Genomic DNA, 15,235 nt, shown 5'->3' on the forward strand with positions numbered 1-15,235 from the left:
GTTATGCCGAACGAACAGTGCTAAACTCGATAAATATTGAGAATGGTTCGTATTAACGTTCCATAAGTATTCTCAATGACGTCTCAGGGCGGCCGGCACCGAGGGTCGGCTACACGGATCATTTCGAGGCGGGCGCGAGAGGCGTCCCAGTCCATCGATAAAAACAAGGAGTGACTGATGCTGGGTTCAACATTGATGCGCGGCACGCTCGCCGCAGTGGCGCTGGCAGCGACGACTTCGGCGATGGCAGCCGAATATCCGATCGGCAAGCAGCACATCGAAGGCGGCATGGAAACGGGCGCGGTCTACCTGCAGCCGATCACGATGGCGCCCGAAGGCATGATGCGCAAGGCATCGGAGTCGGACATCCACCTCGAAGCGGACATCCACGCAGTCAAGAACAACCCGACCGGCTTCGCGGAAGGCGACTGGATGCCGTACCTGCAAGTCACGTATGAACTGTCGAAAGTCGGCTCGACGCAGTCGATCAAGGGCGACCTGATGCCGATGGTTGCAAGCGACGGCGCGCACTACGGCGACAACGTCAAGCTGTTTGGCCCGGGCAAGTACCACCTGAAGCTGCATATCTCGCCGCCGGCGCAGAGCGGCCACTCGGCGTTCGGCCGTCACGTCGACAAGGAAACGGGCGTGGGCCCGTGGTTCAAGCCTTTCACGATCGAATACGACTTCCCGTTCGCCGGCATCGGCAAGAAGGGTGGTTACTAAGCACGTATGGAGGCGCGCCGCGCGTGCGCCTCATTCCAGGAAGGTCGCATGAAAGTCAAAAACCAGGTGGCTGCGCTTGCGTTGTCGGCGCTCTTTGCCGGCATCGCCCATGCCGCCGATCTGCCAACGTTCAAGCTCGAAATGAATGACGGCAAGCTGAACCCCGAGCGCATTGAAGTGCCGGCGGGACAGCGCATCAAGATCGAAGTGCACAACATCGGCAAGGGGGCCGCGGAATTCGAAAGCCTCCAGCTGCGCAAGGAAAAAGTGCTGGCGCCCGGCGCCGACTCTTTCGTTGTGATCGCGCCGCTTTCCCCCGGCGAATACAAGTTCTTCGACGATTTTCACCAGACGGCGCAAGGCGTGATCGTCGCGAAATAGGCTTTGCGCGCGCGGCGGCCGGTTCGACGCGCTTTTGCGTGAAAGCAGCAATGGCTGGAGGTTTTTGATGGGTCAGGTTCTTTTCATCGTATGGCGCGAAAGCGTCGAGGCGCTCTTGGTCGTCGGCATTCTGCACGCGTGGCTCAAGAACGGCGATCACCACGCGCGGCGCGGCCTGCCGTATCTGTGGATCGGCGTGGCGATCGGTCTTTTGGCCGCGATCGCGCTCGGCGCGGCGCTGATCGGCTTCACGGAAGTCCTCTCCGGCGACGCCCAGGATTACTTCCAGGCGGCGATGGTGCTGGTCGCGTGCGTGCTGATCGTGCAGATGGTCCTCTGGATGCGGCGCCACGGCCGCACACTCAAGAAGGATATGGAAGCGTCGCTACAGAAGAGCACGCAGGACGGCCACTGGTGGGGCATCGCGCTTCTCGTCGCGCTCGCGATCGCGCGCGAAGGCAGCGAGACGGCCGTGTTCCTCTACGGCGTCGGCTTCGGACAGTCGGGACATGTGGCGGCGTCGCAATACGTCGCGGTGATCATCGGACTGGGCCTCGCGTTCCTCACGTTCTACATCCTGCAACTGGGCGGCAAGTACTTCTCGTGGCGCATCTTTTTCCGCGCTACCGAGATCATGCTGCTGTTCCTCGCGGCGGGACTCTTCGAAGCCGGCGTCGACAAGCTGATCGACAAGGAAATCCTCCCGATCGTGATCAATCAGGTCTGGGACACGTCCTGGCTCCTCGACGATTCCAGCACCTTCGGCTCGCTCGTCGCGACGCTGACGGGTTATCGCGCGCATCCGGCGGGCATGAACCTGATCGCGTATGCCGTCTACTGGGCGGTGATCTACCTACTGATGCGCCGCTCGAAGTCGAACATGGCGCAAAAAGCGGCGAGTCGTCCAGCATGAGCAGCGTCCTCGAACGGCCGGGCCGGCTGCGCCAAGCCGGTCAATGGATGCAACGGCACGGCAACGCGATCCGCGGAATTCAGTGGGTCGTGGTTGCCGTGTACGCGTTTCTGATCCTCGTGCCTGCCGTGATGCCGCTGCCCGACGGCACCGCGCACCTCTGGAGCAACCTGACGCTTGCCGCGCAGTTCGTGTTCTGGGGCATCTGGTGGCCGTTCGTGCTGCTGTCCATGGTGATGCTCGGGCGCGTGTGGTGCGGCGTGCTGTGTCCGGAGGGCGCGCTGACCGAATTCGCGAGCAAGTTCGGCCGCGGCTGGGCGATTCCGCGCTGGATGCGCTGGGGCGGCTGGCCCTTCGTCGCGTTCGGCCTGACGACCATCTACGGCCAGATGGTCAGCGTCTATCAATATCCGAAGGCGGTGCTGCTCGTTCTGGGTGGCTCGACGGTCGGTGCCATGATCGTCGGCGTGCTGTACGGGCGCGAAAAACGCGTCTGGTGCAAATATCTGTGCCCCGTGAACGGGGTTTTCGCGTTATTGGCGCGCCTCGCGCCGTTCCACTACAAAGTGGACGAAGACGCCTGGCGCCGCTCGTACAAAGAGGGCGAGCACGGGCATCGCGTGATTCCGATCAACTGCGCGCCGCTCGTGCCCCTGCGCAACATGAAAGGCGCCTCCGACTGTCACATGTGCGGCCGATGCAGCGGCCATCGCGATGCGATCGGGCTGTCGTGGCGCTCGCCGTCGGAGGAAGTCGTCCAGCTCGGCGACAAGCAGGCGAACGCGTGGGACACCGCGCTGATCCTCTACGGGCTGCTCGGCATCGCGATCGGCGCGTTCCACTGGACGGTGAGCACCTGGTTCGTCGATCTCAAGCAGATTTTCGCGACCTGGCTCATCGATCACGACATCCTCTGGCCGCTCGATACCAACGCGCCGTGGTATCTCTTCACCCATTACCCCGAGCAGAACGACGTCTTCTCGTGGCTCGACGGCGGCATGGTGATCGGCTATATCGTCGTCACCGGGATCGTTTATGGCACGGTGCTCCTCGCCCTCGTCGCGGGCGCGACACGCATGCTCGGCCGCTTCGAGTGGACGCGCCTGCATCACCTGACGCAGGCGCTGATTCCGGTCGCGGGGTGCGGCGTGTTCCTCGGCTTGTCGGCGACGACTGTCGCGCTTCTGCGCGCCGAACACGTGCCGCTGTGGTGGGTGACGGACCTGCGGCTCGGGCTGCTTGGCATCGCGAACGTGTGGAGCGCGTGGCTCGCCTGGCGTGTGACGGCCCGGTATACGGCTCAGCGTATTGTTCCGCGCGCGGTGGCGATGTTATGGTTTGTCGCTGCGCTGGCCGTTGTGGACAGCGCCTGGTACCTGATGTTCTGGGGCTTTTCCCGATAAACCTGTGAGCCGAATGTGAGAACCAAACCCGTACTGACCGACGACGACGTCAAGGCCATCGCCGCCGCAGCCGAAGCGCACGCGCTCGAACACCACTGGAACGTGACGATCGCGATCGTCGATGATGGCGGCCATCTGCTGCACCTGCATCGCCTCGAAGGCGCGGGCGCGAGCACCGCCGAAATGGCGACCGGCAAGGCGCGCACTGCCGTGCTCGGCCGTCGCGAAACCAAAGTCTACGAAGACATGATCAAGCAGGGCCGCGTCGCGTTCCTGAGCGCGCCGATGACCGCGATGCTGGAAGGCGGCGTGCCGATCATGGTTGGCGCGGACATCGTCGGCGCGGTGGGGGTGTCGGGCGTGAAGTCGGAGCAGGACGCGACGATCGCCCGCGCGGGCATCGCGGCGTTGAAGATCGAGAACGTCTGAGTATTCAAGCGCCAAAACAAACGGCGCGCTCTCCGTGAGGAAAGCGCGCCGTTTTCACATCTGGCGTCGCAGTGCTTTCTGGCGACCGCAATCGCAAAACCGAGCAGGAACCAAAAAAAGCGGCTTCGCTTGCTATCGACGACTGGCTGGTGTTTGCACGAAGGGGTCTAATTTCTCGCGTGCAAGTCGTCCTCGCTGGCTAATGCCAAACACCTCTCGAGGAGGTGGTCCCCACAATACCCGGTACAGCAATTCGTTCAAGCGTCGATTCGTTACTTCGTCAGGATCAGCTTGCCCAGCCGCGTGGCGCGCAACTGGTAGGTTTCCCCGTTATGCATGATGCTGACATGACTCTGGCCCTGCAGCAGCGCATCGCTGCGCAACGACCGTTCGCTCGATTGCGCCGATGGAGCCGAGACGCTGACCGTCGCGACGGCCGCCTGTTTGGGTCGCGTGATGGCGGCATCGCGAACGACCGGGCGACGCAGCCGAAGCGTGGAAGAGCGCAGGGTGTCGGTCATGTCGGAGAGTTCGTTCGTTGATTCGATGGATTCATAGTAAATGATAACCATTCCTATTTACAACAACGATTTCTTCATCGATAGACACTTTTTGATAGTTTGCGACGATGCAGTGTTTCTGACATGCCGCATCGTCATGAATCAGTGAAGCGGGCCTTCCTCGCTGCGTCCGTGCACGAACTGTCGAATTAGCCGCACAGTGTCGATGTCGTTCTCGCGATACGCCGATTTCACGATTTCCTGCGTTTGATGCGCATCGGCGCTGGCGGCGGCATCATCGGCGACGGGGAGGGTCGTCGCGTACGTGAAACGCAGGAAAAGCTGCAGTTCGTCCGGCTGCTCGATTGCCATCGTCAGCGATCCGCCGACGTAATCCGCCGTCGGTGAGATGTCGTATCGCACGCTGGTGCCGGCCGTCAGCGTCACGCGATCACGCACGACTGCCTGCCCGTAGTGCAACTCACGCTCCATGACATCGCCCTCGCGTGTAATGATCGTGCAGCTATCGAGGCCGAGCACGAAGAGCTGCGGCTGCTCCGCGCGCAGGACGAGGCCTTCCCACAACTGCTCGCGCGTCAGCGATTCGACGAACGGGTTCAGCGGGTCGTTGATCTGGATCAGGTGTTCGAAATTCAAAACGACAGTTTCCTTCTTCTTGATTCGATGCAGGTCGTGGCCGTTCAGACGTCGGCGATCCGGCTTTCGATGCGGATCGCGCCGGTCAGGATCTTGTGAACGGGACACGCATTGGCAATTTGCAAAAGGCGTTCCCGCTGTTCGGTGGAAAGCGCGCCGCTCAGCACGATGTTCCGGTCGATGGCGGTGCCCTCGGCGCCCGTCGTCATCGACAGGACGACACGCACCGCGTCGAGCGGCCAGTCCTTGCGCTTCGCGTACATCTTCAGCGTGATCGACGTGCACGCGCCGAGGCTCGACAGCAAGAGCGATGCGGGCGCTGGCCCGGTATCGCGTCCCCCGAGGCTCTCGGGTTCGTCGGCGAGCCACTTGTGCATGCCGTCGTCGAGTTGAACCTGGAAGTCGGTCGAGCCGATGGTCGCGATCACGGACGGTTCAGCCATTCAATGCTCCTGTTGTGTGTTTTAGTAGCCGCATCGCGCGAAAAAAAACGGCGCGACGCGAACGGTTATTGTGACGCAATGTCGCCGTTCGTGTCGCGCCGCATTGGCTGCAAGGCTTGAGCAAGCGCCTCAGTGCGTGATCGCACCCATGCGCCCCGCCTGATAATCGATGACGGCCTGGCGGATTTCGTCTTCCGTGTTCATCACGAAGGGGCCATAACGCACGACCGGCTCCTTCAGCGGCACGCCGCCGATCAGCAGCACTTCGAGCGGTTCATCGCCGGCAGCGAGCGTCACGGAGCCACCATCGTCGTTGAACAGCACCATCTGCTGCGCGCGTACCGGCGTGCGGTCCCCGCCGTAAAGCCCTGCGCCCGACAGCGGATATGCGAACACGCGGAAATCTTCCGGCACGCGCGTCTCGATCGACGCACCCGGCTCGATCGAAAAGTGCTGATACAGGATCGGCGTGCGCGTCTCGATCGCGGCTTTCACGCCGAGCGCCTCGCCCGCGATGACTTTCACGCGCACACGCCCGTCGTCGCTGACGGCGACCGGAATCTTCGCCGACGGAATCTCCTGATAATGCGGCGCGATCATCTTGTCGCGCTGCGGCAGGTTCACCCACAGTTGCAGGCCGTGCACGCGGCCGCCGGTACGCGTGAACTCGGGATCAGGCATTTCGCTGTGGACGACGCCCGCGCCGGCCGTCATCCATTGCACGTCGCCCTGACGCAGTGTGCCGGAGTGGTCCGCTGAGTCCTTGTGCCCGAACTGGCCTTCGAGCACATAGGTGACCGTTTCGAAGCCGCGATGCGGGTGATCCGGCGCGCCTTTCGCCTCGCCGGGCGCGTAGTCGACCGGGCCCATTTCGTCGAGCAGCAGGAACGGGTCGAAGTCCATCAGGAGGCGGGTCGGAAACGGCCGATGCACGACAAAACCGCCGCCTTCGACGGTCCTGAGTGCGGGAATGGTGCGTTCGATAGTGCGGGTCGTGGTCATGGTGTCTCGCTGTGCCGGAAAGGGGAATAGCGCCAAATTTGGAACATAGAGCTATTATATGGGCCGGATTTCTGCGAAAAAGCCCTCGAAACGCAATGGATTGTCCCGCCAGTGAAACGATATGAAACCCGACACCCACGATTTGAATGACCTGATGTACTTCTCGCACGTCGTCGAGAATGGCGGATTTTCGGCGGCGGAACGGGTGCTCGGCATCTCGAAATCGCGGCTGTCGCGGCGGGTGTCGGAACTGGAGGCGTCGCTCGGCGTGCGGCTGTTGCAGCGCTCGACGCGCAAGCTCGCGCTCACCGAGGCCGGCCAGCTCTTCTATCAGCACTGTCAGGCGATGCTGGCGGAGGCGCAGGCAGCCGTAAACGTCGTGCAGAGCCTGCGCGACTCGCCGCGCGGCACGGTGCGGGTAAGCGTCCCGGTGACGATCGCGCAGACGTTTCTGTCGGCGGTGATGCCCGAATTTCTGCATCGCTATCCGGAAGTGCGCGTGGTGTTGCGTGTCACCAATCGCGTCGTCGACCTGTTCGAGGACGCCGTCGACGTCGCCCTGCGCGTGCGCTCCGAGCCGCCCGCCAATTCGAATGTGGTCGCGCGGCCGCTCTGGCGCACGGAACAGATGCTGGTGGCAGCACCCTCGCTGCTCAAGCCGAACGCACCGCCGCTCACGCCCGCCGAGCTCGCGCAGTTCGACACGCTCGATACGCCTTCCAGCGACGGCCGCCACGTCTACCGCCTGATCGCACCCGACGGCACGCGCCACGAATTCGAACACGAGCCGCGCCTCGTCACCGCCGATCTCTCGATGATCCGCGAGGCTGTGTTGCGTGGCGTCGGCATCGCGGCGCTCCCGGAGATGATGTACGGCGCGCCTTTGCGCACGGGGCAACTCTCGCCGGTGATGCCCGGCTGGACGTTTCCGGCGCCACAACTGTACGCGGTGTTCCTGTCGCGGCAGGGGATGGTGCCGGCAATCCGCGCCTTTGTGGATTTTCTCGTCGAGTCGATCGATGACGGCAAGCGCTTCCCTGGAGAATGTCCTGTCGAGACGGCGCCCGTGCGCGAAACAGTGTGACTATTCGTGGCGCCGGGCATCGTTTCTCGCATTGAAGCGCGTGCTTGCGATGGACAGATTCAATCGCTGCAGCCTTGAACGACCAAGGGCACGGCGTTATATTGAAATCCCTTCGCTAAGGAGCCTCTTATGCGAAAACTGACGGCTACTCTTATAGTTAGCCTGATAGGGTTGATCGCGCTATCCGTGTCGACCACGGTTGCCGCATGTGGCGATTCTTCGAACTCGAGCTATTCGAGCCCGAAGTGACGCCCGCCCGAATGCGCCGAGTGCGCACAAAAAAAGGCCTTCATCCGACGATGAAGGCCTTTTACTTTCTGCAGCCTGAAAACGCTTATTTCCCGCCTTTAGGCTCGGTGACGAAACCGATCTTCGTCAGCCCGCCGGCCTGAGCCGCCGACATCACATCGGCGACGCGTTCATACGGCACCTTGCGATCCGCGCGCAGATGCAATTCCGGCTGCGGCGACTGCTGCGCCGCCTGCGCGATGCGCTGGGCGAGGGTGGCGTCGTCGATTTTCTGATCATCCCAGACGATCGTGCCGTCCGCCTGGACCGCGAGATTCACGTGCGCGGGCTTCGAATCCTGCGGCTGGCTGCTCGCGTGCGGCAGGTCGATCTTGACCGCGTGGTGCATCGCCGGGATCGTCACGAGGAAAATGATCAGAAGGACCAGCATGACGTCGACGAGCGGCGTCATGTTGATCTCGCTCATCATGCCGTCGTCTTCGTCGTTGGCGAAAGGGCTCATTGCCATCGAAACCTCCGCTTAGGACGCGCGCGTCGCGAGGCGCAGGCTGTCCGCGGCAGGCGACCCCGGACGCTGGCTCGACGAGAGTTTCGAACCCGTCACGAAGAACGCGTGCAGACCGTGCGCGAAGCGGTTGAGCTTCGTCACGATCGACTTGTTCGAGCGCGTCAGCGCGTTGTAGCCGAGCACCGCCGGAATCGCGACGAAGAGTCCGAACGCCGTCATGATCAGCGATTCGCCGACCGGGCCCGCGACCTGGTCGATCGACGTCTGGCCGGTCGCGCCGATCGTCAGCAGCGCGTGATAGATGCCCCACACCGTGCCGAAAAGCCCGACGAACGGCGCCGTGCTGCCGATCGATGCGAGCACCGCGAGGCCGGCCTGCATGCGGCCGACGCCTTCGTCCATCGTGTCCTTCAGGCAACGCGTGATCCAGTCGGACACGTCCATGCGGTCGTGCAGATGCGGTTGCGTCTGGTGATGGTGGTCGGCGGCGTCCTGGCCGGCGAGGGCGAGGGCAAGGAACGGGTTGTCGGCGGGGCTCGACGTGTGGCTGCCGAGCTTCTTGATGCCGTCGGCGAAATCGTCGGAGTGCCAGAACGCGCGCTCGGCGTTTTTCGTCAGGCGCACCAGGCGCAGCACGTTCCATCCCTTCACGACGATCACTGTCCACGACAGCACCGACATGATCACGAGCGCGAGCGCGATGCCGCGTGTCACGAAATCGCCTTGCGCCCACACGTGCGCAATTCCGTAGTTTTCCATTGCAGTTCCTGTGTTTGTATCTAAAAATGAGATCAGTCGGTCAGGCTGAAGACGAAAGGCACCGACGTGACGGCGCGAATCGCCTCGCCGTTTTCCTTATAGGGTTTGCAGGCGCTCGAACGCACTGCATCGAGCGCGGCTTCGTCGAGACGCGCCGACCCGCTGCTCTTCTTCAGCGCGATGTTTTCGAGTTTCCCGCCAGTTCCGAGGACGAAGCCGACGACCGAGGTGCCCGTCTCGCCGCGACGCTTCGACATCGCCGGGTAGTCCGGCTGGACGATGTTGCACGACAGGTGCGAGATGTCCTTCGGCGCGGAAATCGCCATCGTCGGACGGCCGACCGCGGGCGCGGCCGCTGCGGGCGGTTCCGCCGGGGCGGGCGGAGCAGCCGGCGCGGGAGTCGGATCAGGCGCGGGCGCGGCGATCGCCGACGGCGCGTCGCTCTGCGGCATTGGAACCGGTTTGGGCTGCACGCGCGGCTGAACCTTGGGCTTGGGCGTCGGCTTCGGCGGGACGGGTTTGGGCGGCGGAGGCGTCGGCGTCGATTCGACGGCAACGGGCGCCGCCACCGGAGCGGGCTCGGCGCTCAGCAATTCCGCGGTGATCGGACGCGACTCGACGACACGCGGCAGCGGTTCGTTGCGCATCGTCACGAGCACCGCGAGCAGCGCCACGTGAATCACGCCGACGGCCGCAGTCGCGGCGATCACGCGTCGATCGATACTGGCAGTCGTTTCCGGCCTGAAACCGGCGGAGGTCATTGTCGGGGACTGCATCGGTCAGTTCGGGCCAGCGATGAATGAATCCGCGCGGCCCGTCCAGCAAATCGGGCTAAACAACGTCATGTTCGGAAAATGAGCAGAGAGATAAACAGGGTGGTCACGAAGCCGATCAGCAATTCCATCTTTCCTCCCGATTCGGGGTGGCGCGGCTGGCTGATGTGACCTGGCTTGCTGGCGGTGCGGGTGAGCGGACATGCACTATACGAAGCGGGCGACGCGGTGGCCGCCCCGCGCGGCACGGATAAAGCGTCAGGCAGCCTTGCGTTCGTAGAACGTGAGCGGCACGGCGTGTTGATGATCATGATGTCCGACGCCGCAGCGCGTAGCGCACACGCCGCTTTCCAGCATGACGTCGCGCACGCTCTCTTCGCATTTGCCGCAGCAGAGCGCGACGCCGAGTTCGAATTGCAATTCGTCGAATGAATCGACACCCCCGGCGATAGCCGTACGGATCTTGCGGTCGGATACTGACTTGCAGACACAGACGATCATGATCGGTCGCGATAGCTTACGTTAATGCGAACCATTATCATTATGTTCTATAGGCTTTGCAAGCAGGTTTGTGTGGGCCACCGAACTTTTTTGTAACAGAAGAAGGGTCTAGGCAGGGTTTTCGCTCAGGGCCGCGCCCGGTGGGGCGTTGTATCAGGCGATACCGGAAAGCGGGCGCGTCCGGCGCGACGGAATAACCACGTGGCCGACGCGTGCATCGATGCCGAGCAGCGACGCGGCGAGTTGACGCTGCGACTCGCCGTCTGCGGTGGAGAAGAAACGGGGCACGAGCAGGGCGTCCGTATCGACAGTGCGCAGGCCGTGCGTGTCGAGTTGCCGTTCGAGTTGCCGCGCGATTGCGACGCTCGTATCTACGATCTGCAGCCGATCGCCCGCGATCGAGCGGATCGCTTCGTCGAGGAACGGGTAGTGGGTGCAGCCGAGCACGAGCGTGTCGGCGCCGGCATCGAGCATCGGCTGGAGATAGCCGGCCAAAAGCGCCATCAGTTCCGGCGATGACGTATCGCAACGCTCCACCGCCTGAACGAGACCGTGACCCGGTTGGCAGATAAAACGGCAATCGCTCGCGTAGCGGTCGAGAAGCGTCTGGAAGCGCAGGCTGCGCAACGTGACCGCCGTCGCCAGCACGCCGACGACCCGCGTCTTCGACAACAGCGCCGCCGGCTTCACGCCCGGCTCCACACCGATGAGCGGAATGGCAAGCCGCTCACGCACGTGCGCGATCGATTGCGCGGTCGCCGTATTGCACGCGACGACCAGCGCCTTCGCCCCGCGCGCGACGAGCCATTCGCCGATCGCGGTCGTGCGGTCGACGATGAAATCGTCGTCGCGCTCGCCGTAGGGCGCGTAGAGTGAATCGGCGACGTAGGCGAGCGGCTCGTGCGGCAGCGCGGCGCGCACGGCGCGCAGCACCGACAGCCCGCCGAGGCCGGAATCGAAAATGCCCACCGGCGCGCTCGTCCCGGAGACGGCGCGTTCGGCAGGCAATGAAGAAGAAGCGACTTCGAACAGCATCGAACGATAGGTCTTATTCGCCTTCGCCCATCATTGTTTGCTGATAATTCTGGATGCCGACCTTGTCGATCAGATCGAGCTGCGTTTCCAGCCAGTCGATATGTTCTTCGGTGTCGTCGAGTATGCGCTGGAAAATCTCGCGTGAAACGAAATCGCGCGCCGTCTCGCAATAGGCAATGGCTTCTTTGCACGTGCTTTGCGAAATCAGCTCGAGTTTTAAATCGCATTCGAGGATTTCTTTCGTCTCTTCACCGATCAGCAGCTTGTGCAGATCCTGAAGGTTCGGGAGGCCATCGAGCATAAATACGCGCTGAATCAGCCAGTCGGCATGTTTCATCTCGCCGATGGATTCGTCGTACTCGTGCTTGCCCAGGCGCTCCAGGCCCCAATGCTTGTACATCCGCGCATGCAGAAAGTACTGATTAATCGCAGTCAGTTCATTCTTGAGTTGCGAGTTCAGATACTCGATGACTTTCGCGTCGCCTTTCATGATTGTTCTTCCGTATTCGTCGTGGGGTCTTTGTAAAGGATAAACCCTAAGGCTAAAAATGCCAAGCGTAGAAGATAATCTTTTCTTTTAGAAATTAATGAGAATGAATCTCTTTATTGAGAAGGGCTCGTCAAAATAAAAAGCCGGGCGGAAAACCCCGGCTTTTTGTCCGCGAAGCCCGAATTTCAGGCCGTTGCAACCGGAATCTTCCCGATTTTCGCCTGCCACTCCGCCGGGCCCGTCTTATGCACCGAAGTGCCGGTCGAATCGACGGCGACTGTCACAGGCATGTCCTGTACATCGAATTCGTAGATCGCTTCCATGCCGAGGTCCTCGAACGCGACGACTTTCGCGCCGCGAATCGCCTTCGACACGAGATAAGCCGCCCCGCCGACCGCCATCAGGTACGCCGCGTTGTGCTTCTTGATCGCTTCGATCGCCACCGGCCCACGCTCCGCCTTGCCGATCATCGAGATCAGGCCGGTTTGCGAGAGCATGAGGTCGGTAAATTTGTCCATACGCGTCGCGGTGGTCGGGCCTGCCGGGCCGACGACTTCGTCGCGCACCGGATCGACCGGGCCGACGTAATAGATCACACGATTCCTGAAATCGACTGGCAGCTTTTCGCCCTTGGCCAGCATGTCGGCGATGCGTTTGTGCGCGGCATCGCGGCCCGTCAACATCTTGCCGGAGAGCAGAAGCGTCTGACCCGGCTTCCACGCGGCGACCTGTTCCGGCGTCAGCGTGTTCAGGTCGACGCGCTGGCTCGTCTCGGTGTTCGGCTCCCAGTTGACCTTCGGCCAGTCTTCGAGCGATGGCGCTTCCAGCTTCGCGACGCCCGAGCCGTCGAGCGTGAAGTGCGCGTGGCGCGTGGCCGCGCAGTTCGGGATGATCGCGACGGGCTTGCTCGCCGCGTGCGTCGGCGCGGCCATGATCTTCACGTCGAGCACGGTCGCGAGGCCGCCGAGACCCTGCGCGCCGATGCCGAGCGCATTGACCTTCTCGTGCAGTTCAACGCGCAATTCTTCGATCCAGTCCTGCGGGCCGCGCGCAATGATGTCCTGAATGTCGATCGGGTCCATCAGCGATTCCTTCGCCATGACCATCGCCTTTTCAGCCGTCCCGCCGATGCCGATGCCGAGCATGCCCGGCGGGCACCAGCCGGCGCCCATCGTCGGCACGGTCTTGAGCACCCAGTCGACGATCGAATCCGACGGATTCAGCATCGCGAACTTCGATTTGTTTTCCGAGCCGCCGCCCTTCGCCGCGACCTGCACGTCGACCTTGTCGCCCGGCACAATCTCGTAGTGGATCACGGCCGGCGTGTTGTCCTTCGTGTTCTTGCGGCCGCCTTCGGGCGGGCTCACGATCGACGCGCGCAGAACGTTGTCCGGGTTGAGATAGCCGCGGCGTACGCCTTCGTTGATCATCTCGGTGACGCCCATCGTCGCGCCGTCCCAACGCACGTCCATGCCGACTTTCACGAACACGGTCACGATGCCGGTGTCCTGGCAAATCGGACGCTTGCCTTCGGCGCACATGCGGCTGTTGGTCAGGATCTGCGCGATGGCGTCCTTCGCGGCCGGGCTCTCTTCGAGCTCGTACGCGCGGCCGAGCGCCTGGATGTAGTCGAGCGGATGGTAGTAGCTGATGTGCTGGAGCGAATCCGCGATGCTTTGAATCAGGTCTTCCTGTTTGATGACGGTCATGGCTTGGGCTCTTGGGGACGGGATTTTTAGTCGGCGTTCTGGCGACGCTCAGTCGAGTGCCTTCTTCGGCGCAATCGACTCGTTATGAAAATGCTGAGGATGCGTGTGCGTGGTCAGGCGGTCGACCCACGCCATGATCAGCGCGGACAGCAGGAACGCGAGGTGGATGATGACCTGCCACATGACGGCGTTCTGCGTGTGCTTGTCCGGGTCGATGAAGGTTTTCAGCAGATGGATCGACGAGATGCTGATGAGCGCCATTGAGAGCTTCACCTTCAGCACGCCCGCGTTCACGTGATCGAGCCACTCGGGCTCGTCCGGGTGGCCTTCGACGCCAAGCCGTGAGACAAACGTCTCATAGCCGCCGACGATCACCATGATCAGCAGGTTCGAGATCATGACCACGTCGATCAGGCCGAGCACGACGAGCATGATGTTGGTTTCGTCGAGCGTGAAAGCGTGCGTGACGAGATGCCACACTTCCTTCAGGAACAGCACGACATAGACCGCTTGCGCGACGATCAGGCCCAGATAGAGCGGGACCTGAAGCCAGCGGCTCATGAAGATGACCTTCGGAAGTGGGCTCATCGGGCGGGGGGATTGGGGCGATCCGGGGGCGTGCTGAGGGGCGGACATGGGCGTCGTCGATGGAGCGCGCGGCTCGGGTTAGGGGAAAGCCCGATATTGTATCTCGTAAAATTCGCGGCCTTTCGGTCGCCTGAAGCTTCACGACGCCATCGGCGGCACGCGGCGCGTTCCGATGCTCGCGAGCGCGATCCCCGCGATCACGCAGGCGAGGGCGATGCCGTGGGCGACCGTCGGGCGCTCGCCGAGGAATGCGATCCCGTAGATGGCGGCGGCGATTGGCAGCACGGCCGAGAACACGCCGGCGAGACTGCCGTCCACATGGCGGATGCCCTTCATCCATAGCCAGAAAGAGAATATGCTCGCCGACAGCCCGTACCAGAGCACGAGTGCCCACGTCCCCGCGCCGACGCTCGCGTAGTCGAACGCGACGAGCGCCGGGAGGCCCAGCGGCAGCATCAGCAAGAGGCCGAAGAAATGCGTGTAGGCGCAGATATCGATGGCGGGCAGCGTCTGCGTGAGGCGCCGCGACAGGATCACGTAGAACGATTCGCAGCAGACCGCGCCGAGCACCATCAGGTTGCCGGCGAACGAGCTCTCCGACCCGCCACCCACGCCGTGCGCGTTCTGCGCGACGTTGATCACGACGACGCCGACGATCGCGAGCGCGATCGATACGAGCGCGCGGCCGTTGGGCCGTTCCTTCAGAAAGAACCACGAGAACAGTGCGACCACGGCCGGAATCGTGCTCGTGATAACGCCCGCCGCGACCGCGCTCGTGCGCTGCACGCCGTTGAGCATGAGCAGCGTGAAGAGGAACGTGCCGAAGAGCGCCTGCAAAAAGAGGTTGATCCATTCGCCGCGCTGCACGCGTTTCATCTTCGACGGACGCAGAAGCGGCCACAGCACGCCGATGGCGATCACGAAGCGCAAGAGCGCGAAGAGCGAGACGGGAATGAATGCGACGATCGACTTGCCGACACCGACATTGCTTCCGACGAGCAGCATGGCTGCAATAAGGTAAAGGGCGTAGCGATTCAAGCTGGAATCCGGACGGCGAGTTCAGTTACGATTAGGGACGCAATTGT

Annotated in this window: 19 protein-coding genes; 6 read left to right on the top strand and 13 right to left on the bottom strand. The window is 62.6% G+C overall.

All coding sequences use genetic code 11. From position 1 onward, the window contains the following. The first annotated feature begins 177 nt into the window (after positions 1-177). From AWB65_RS04735 to AWB65_RS04755, 5 genes are all read left to right on the top strand, one after another. On the top strand, positions 178-726 hold the full coding sequence (locus AWB65_RS04735) for an iron transporter (protein ID WP_087656300.1): 549 nt from the start codon (positions 178-180) through the stop codon (positions 724-726). A 48-nt stretch (positions 727-774) separates the two neighbouring features. Beyond that, entirely contained in the window at positions 775-1,107 is a 333-nt protein-coding gene (locus AWB65_RS04740; protein WP_087666058.1) for a cupredoxin domain-containing protein, read from the top strand. Positions 1,108-1,174: 67 nt separating this feature from the next. Then, positions 1,175-2,020, top strand: coding sequence for an FTR1 family iron permease (locus tag AWB65_RS04745; RefSeq protein ID WP_087666059.1), 846 nt, complete (start codon positions 1,175-1,177; stop codon positions 2,018-2,020). Further along, the gene (locus AWB65_RS04750; RefSeq protein ID WP_200821663.1) at positions 2,017-3,423 is read left to right on the top strand and encodes a 4Fe-4S binding protein; all 1,407 of its coding nucleotides are present in this window, start codon (positions 2,017-2,019) and stop codon (positions 3,421-3,423) included. The genes AWB65_RS04745 and AWB65_RS04750 overlap by 4 nt, the downstream gene beginning before the upstream one ends. A 15-nt stretch (positions 3,424-3,438) precedes the next feature. Continuing rightward, positions 3,439-3,852: a GlcG/HbpS family heme-binding protein gene (locus AWB65_RS04755; protein ID WP_087656304.1), complete on the top strand. Its 414-nt coding sequence runs from the start codon at positions 3,439-3,441 to the stop codon at positions 3,850-3,852. Positions 3,853-4,124: 272 nt separating this feature from the next. Here AWB65_RS04755 and hemP read toward each other — a convergent pair whose 3' ends face one another. From hemP to AWB65_RS04775, 4 genes are all read right to left on the bottom strand, one after another. Next, positions 4,125-4,373: a hemin uptake protein HemP gene (gene hemP / locus AWB65_RS04760; protein ID WP_087666311.1), complete on the bottom strand. Its 249-nt coding sequence runs from the start codon at positions 4,371-4,373 to the stop codon at positions 4,125-4,127. 141 nt (positions 4,374-4,514) lie between these two features. Continuing rightward, positions 4,515-5,009: an SRPBCC family protein gene (locus AWB65_RS04765; protein ID WP_087666060.1), complete on the bottom strand. Its 495-nt coding sequence runs from the start codon at positions 5,007-5,009 to the stop codon at positions 4,515-4,517. 44 nt (positions 5,010-5,053) lie between these two features. Then, positions 5,054-5,452 (bottom strand): OsmC family protein, encoded by a 399-nt coding sequence (locus tag AWB65_RS04770; RefSeq protein ID WP_087666061.1) that lies wholly within the window; start codon positions 5,450-5,452, stop codon positions 5,054-5,056. A 129-nt stretch (positions 5,453-5,581) separates the two neighbouring features. Next, positions 5,582-6,454 carry a pirin family protein gene (locus AWB65_RS04775; RefSeq protein WP_087666062.1) on the bottom strand — a complete coding sequence of 291 codons (873 nt, stop codon included), beginning with the start codon at positions 6,452-6,454 and terminating at the stop codon, positions 5,582-5,584. A 121-nt stretch (positions 6,455-6,575) separates the two neighbouring features. Between AWB65_RS04775 and AWB65_RS04780 the strand changes: the two genes are divergently transcribed. Continuing rightward, positions 6,576-7,538 carry a LysR family transcriptional regulator gene (locus AWB65_RS04780; RefSeq protein ID WP_087666063.1) on the top strand — a complete coding sequence of 321 codons (963 nt, stop codon included), beginning with the start codon at positions 6,576-6,578 and terminating at the stop codon, positions 7,536-7,538. Positions 7,539-7,872: 334 nt separating this feature from the next. On the opposite strand, the gene AWB65_RS04785 is transcribed toward AWB65_RS04780, so the two are convergent. The 9 genes from AWB65_RS04785 to AWB65_RS04825 form a co-directional block, all read right to left on the bottom strand. After that, complete coding sequence (locus AWB65_RS04785) at positions 7,873-8,295, bottom strand: ExbD/TolR family protein (protein WP_087666064.1); 423 nt, start codon at positions 8,293-8,295, stop codon at positions 7,873-7,875. Positions 8,296-8,307: 12 nt separating this feature from the next. Continuing rightward, positions 8,308-9,054, bottom strand: coding sequence for a MotA/TolQ/ExbB proton channel family protein (locus tag AWB65_RS04790; RefSeq protein WP_087666065.1), 747 nt, complete (start codon positions 9,052-9,054; stop codon positions 8,308-8,310). A gap of 32 nt (positions 9,055-9,086) precedes the next feature. Next, on the bottom strand, positions 9,087-9,830 hold the full coding sequence (locus AWB65_RS04795) for an energy transducer TonB (RefSeq protein WP_087666066.1): 744 nt from the start codon (positions 9,828-9,830) through the stop codon (positions 9,087-9,089). A gap of 255 nt (positions 9,831-10,085) precedes the next feature. Further along, the gene (locus AWB65_RS04800; protein ID WP_087666067.1) at positions 10,086-10,328 is read right to left on the bottom strand and encodes a (2Fe-2S)-binding protein; all 243 of its coding nucleotides are present in this window, start codon (positions 10,326-10,328) and stop codon (positions 10,086-10,088) included. A gap of 153 nt (positions 10,329-10,481) precedes the next feature. Next, positions 10,482-11,363 carry a glutamate racemase gene (gene murI / locus AWB65_RS04805; protein WP_087666068.1) on the bottom strand — a complete coding sequence of 294 codons (882 nt, stop codon included), beginning with the start codon at positions 11,361-11,363 and terminating at the stop codon, positions 10,482-10,484. A gap of 13 nt (positions 11,364-11,376) precedes the next feature. Continuing rightward, positions 11,377-11,853 (bottom strand): bacterioferritin, encoded by a 477-nt coding sequence (bfr, locus tag AWB65_RS04810; RefSeq protein ID WP_087666069.1) that lies wholly within the window; start codon positions 11,851-11,853, stop codon positions 11,377-11,379. 185 nt (positions 11,854-12,038) lie between these two features. Next, a complete protein-coding gene (locus tag AWB65_RS04815; protein WP_087666070.1) occupies positions 12,039-13,562 on the bottom strand; it encodes a fumarate hydratase in 1,524 nt (507 codons plus the stop codon). Between the two features lie 48 nt (positions 13,563-13,610). Next, positions 13,611-14,198 (bottom strand): TIGR00645 family protein, encoded by a 588-nt coding sequence (locus tag AWB65_RS04820; RefSeq protein WP_087666071.1) that lies wholly within the window; start codon positions 14,196-14,198, stop codon positions 13,611-13,613. Positions 14,199-14,288: 90 nt separating this feature from the next. After that, positions 14,289-15,188, bottom strand: a complete 900-nt coding sequence (locus AWB65_RS04825; protein ID WP_087666072.1) for a DMT family transporter — start codon at positions 15,186-15,188, stop codon at positions 14,289-14,291. Positions 15,189-15,235: the final 47 nt, after the last annotated feature.

The organism is Caballeronia humi, from assembly GCF_001544475.1.
Classification (GTDB): Bacteria; Pseudomonadota; Gammaproteobacteria; order Burkholderiales; family Burkholderiaceae; genus Caballeronia; species Caballeronia humi.

Bases quoted from the DNA above. Each gene is read 5' to 3' on its own strand.
- AWB65_RS04735 (WP_087656300.1), top strand. From the start codon at position 178: ATGCTGGGTTCAACATTGATGCGCGGCACGCTCGCCGCAGTGGCGCTG.
- AWB65_RS04740 (WP_087666058.1), top strand. From the start codon at position 775: ATGAAAGTCAAAAACCAGGTGGCTGCGCTTGCGTTGTCGGCGCTCTTT.
- AWB65_RS04745 (WP_087666059.1), top strand. From the start codon at position 1,175: ATGGGTCAGGTTCTTTTCATCGTATGGCGCGAAAGCGTCGAGGCGCTC.
- AWB65_RS04750 (WP_200821663.1), top strand. From the start codon at position 2,017: ATGAGCAGCGTCCTCGAACGGCCGGGCCGGCTGCGCCAAGCCGGTCAA.
- hemP (WP_087666311.1), bottom strand. From the start codon at position 4,373: ATGACCGACACCCTGCGCTCTTCCACGCTTCGGCTGCGTCGCCCGGTC.
- AWB65_RS04770 (WP_087666061.1), bottom strand. From the start codon at position 5,452: ATGGCTGAACCGTCCGTGATCGCGACCATCGGCTCGACCGACTTCCAG.
- AWB65_RS04775 (WP_087666062.1), bottom strand. From the start codon at position 6,454: ATGACCACGACCCGCACTATCGAACGCACCATTCCCGCACTCAGGACC.
- AWB65_RS04780 (WP_087666063.1), top strand. From the start codon at position 6,576: ATGAAACCCGACACCCACGATTTGAATGACCTGATGTACTTCTCGCAC.
- AWB65_RS04785 (WP_087666064.1), bottom strand. From the start codon at position 8,295: ATGGCAATGAGCCCTTTCGCCAACGACGAAGACGACGGCATGATGAGC.
- AWB65_RS04790 (WP_087666065.1), bottom strand. From the start codon at position 9,054: ATGGAAAACTACGGAATTGCGCACGTGTGGGCGCAAGGCGATTTCGTG.
- AWB65_RS04795 (WP_087666066.1), bottom strand. From the start codon at position 9,830: ATGCAGTCCCCGACAATGACCTCCGCCGGTTTCAGGCCGGAAACGACT.
- AWB65_RS04800 (WP_087666067.1), bottom strand. From the start codon at position 10,328: ATGATCGTCTGTGTCTGCAAGTCAGTATCCGACCGCAAGATCCGTACG.
- murI (WP_087666068.1), bottom strand. From the start codon at position 11,363: ATGCTGTTCGAAGTCGCTTCTTCTTCATTGCCTGCCGAACGCGCCGTC.
- bfr (WP_087666069.1), bottom strand. From the start codon at position 11,853: ATGAAAGGCGACGCGAAAGTCATCGAGTATCTGAACTCGCAACTCAAG.
- AWB65_RS04815 (WP_087666070.1), bottom strand. From the start codon at position 13,562: ATGACCGTCATCAAACAGGAAGACCTGATTCAAAGCATCGCGGATTCG.
- AWB65_RS04820 (WP_087666071.1), bottom strand. From the start codon at position 14,198: ATGTCCGCCCCTCAGCACGCCCCCGGATCGCCCCAATCCCCCCGCCCG.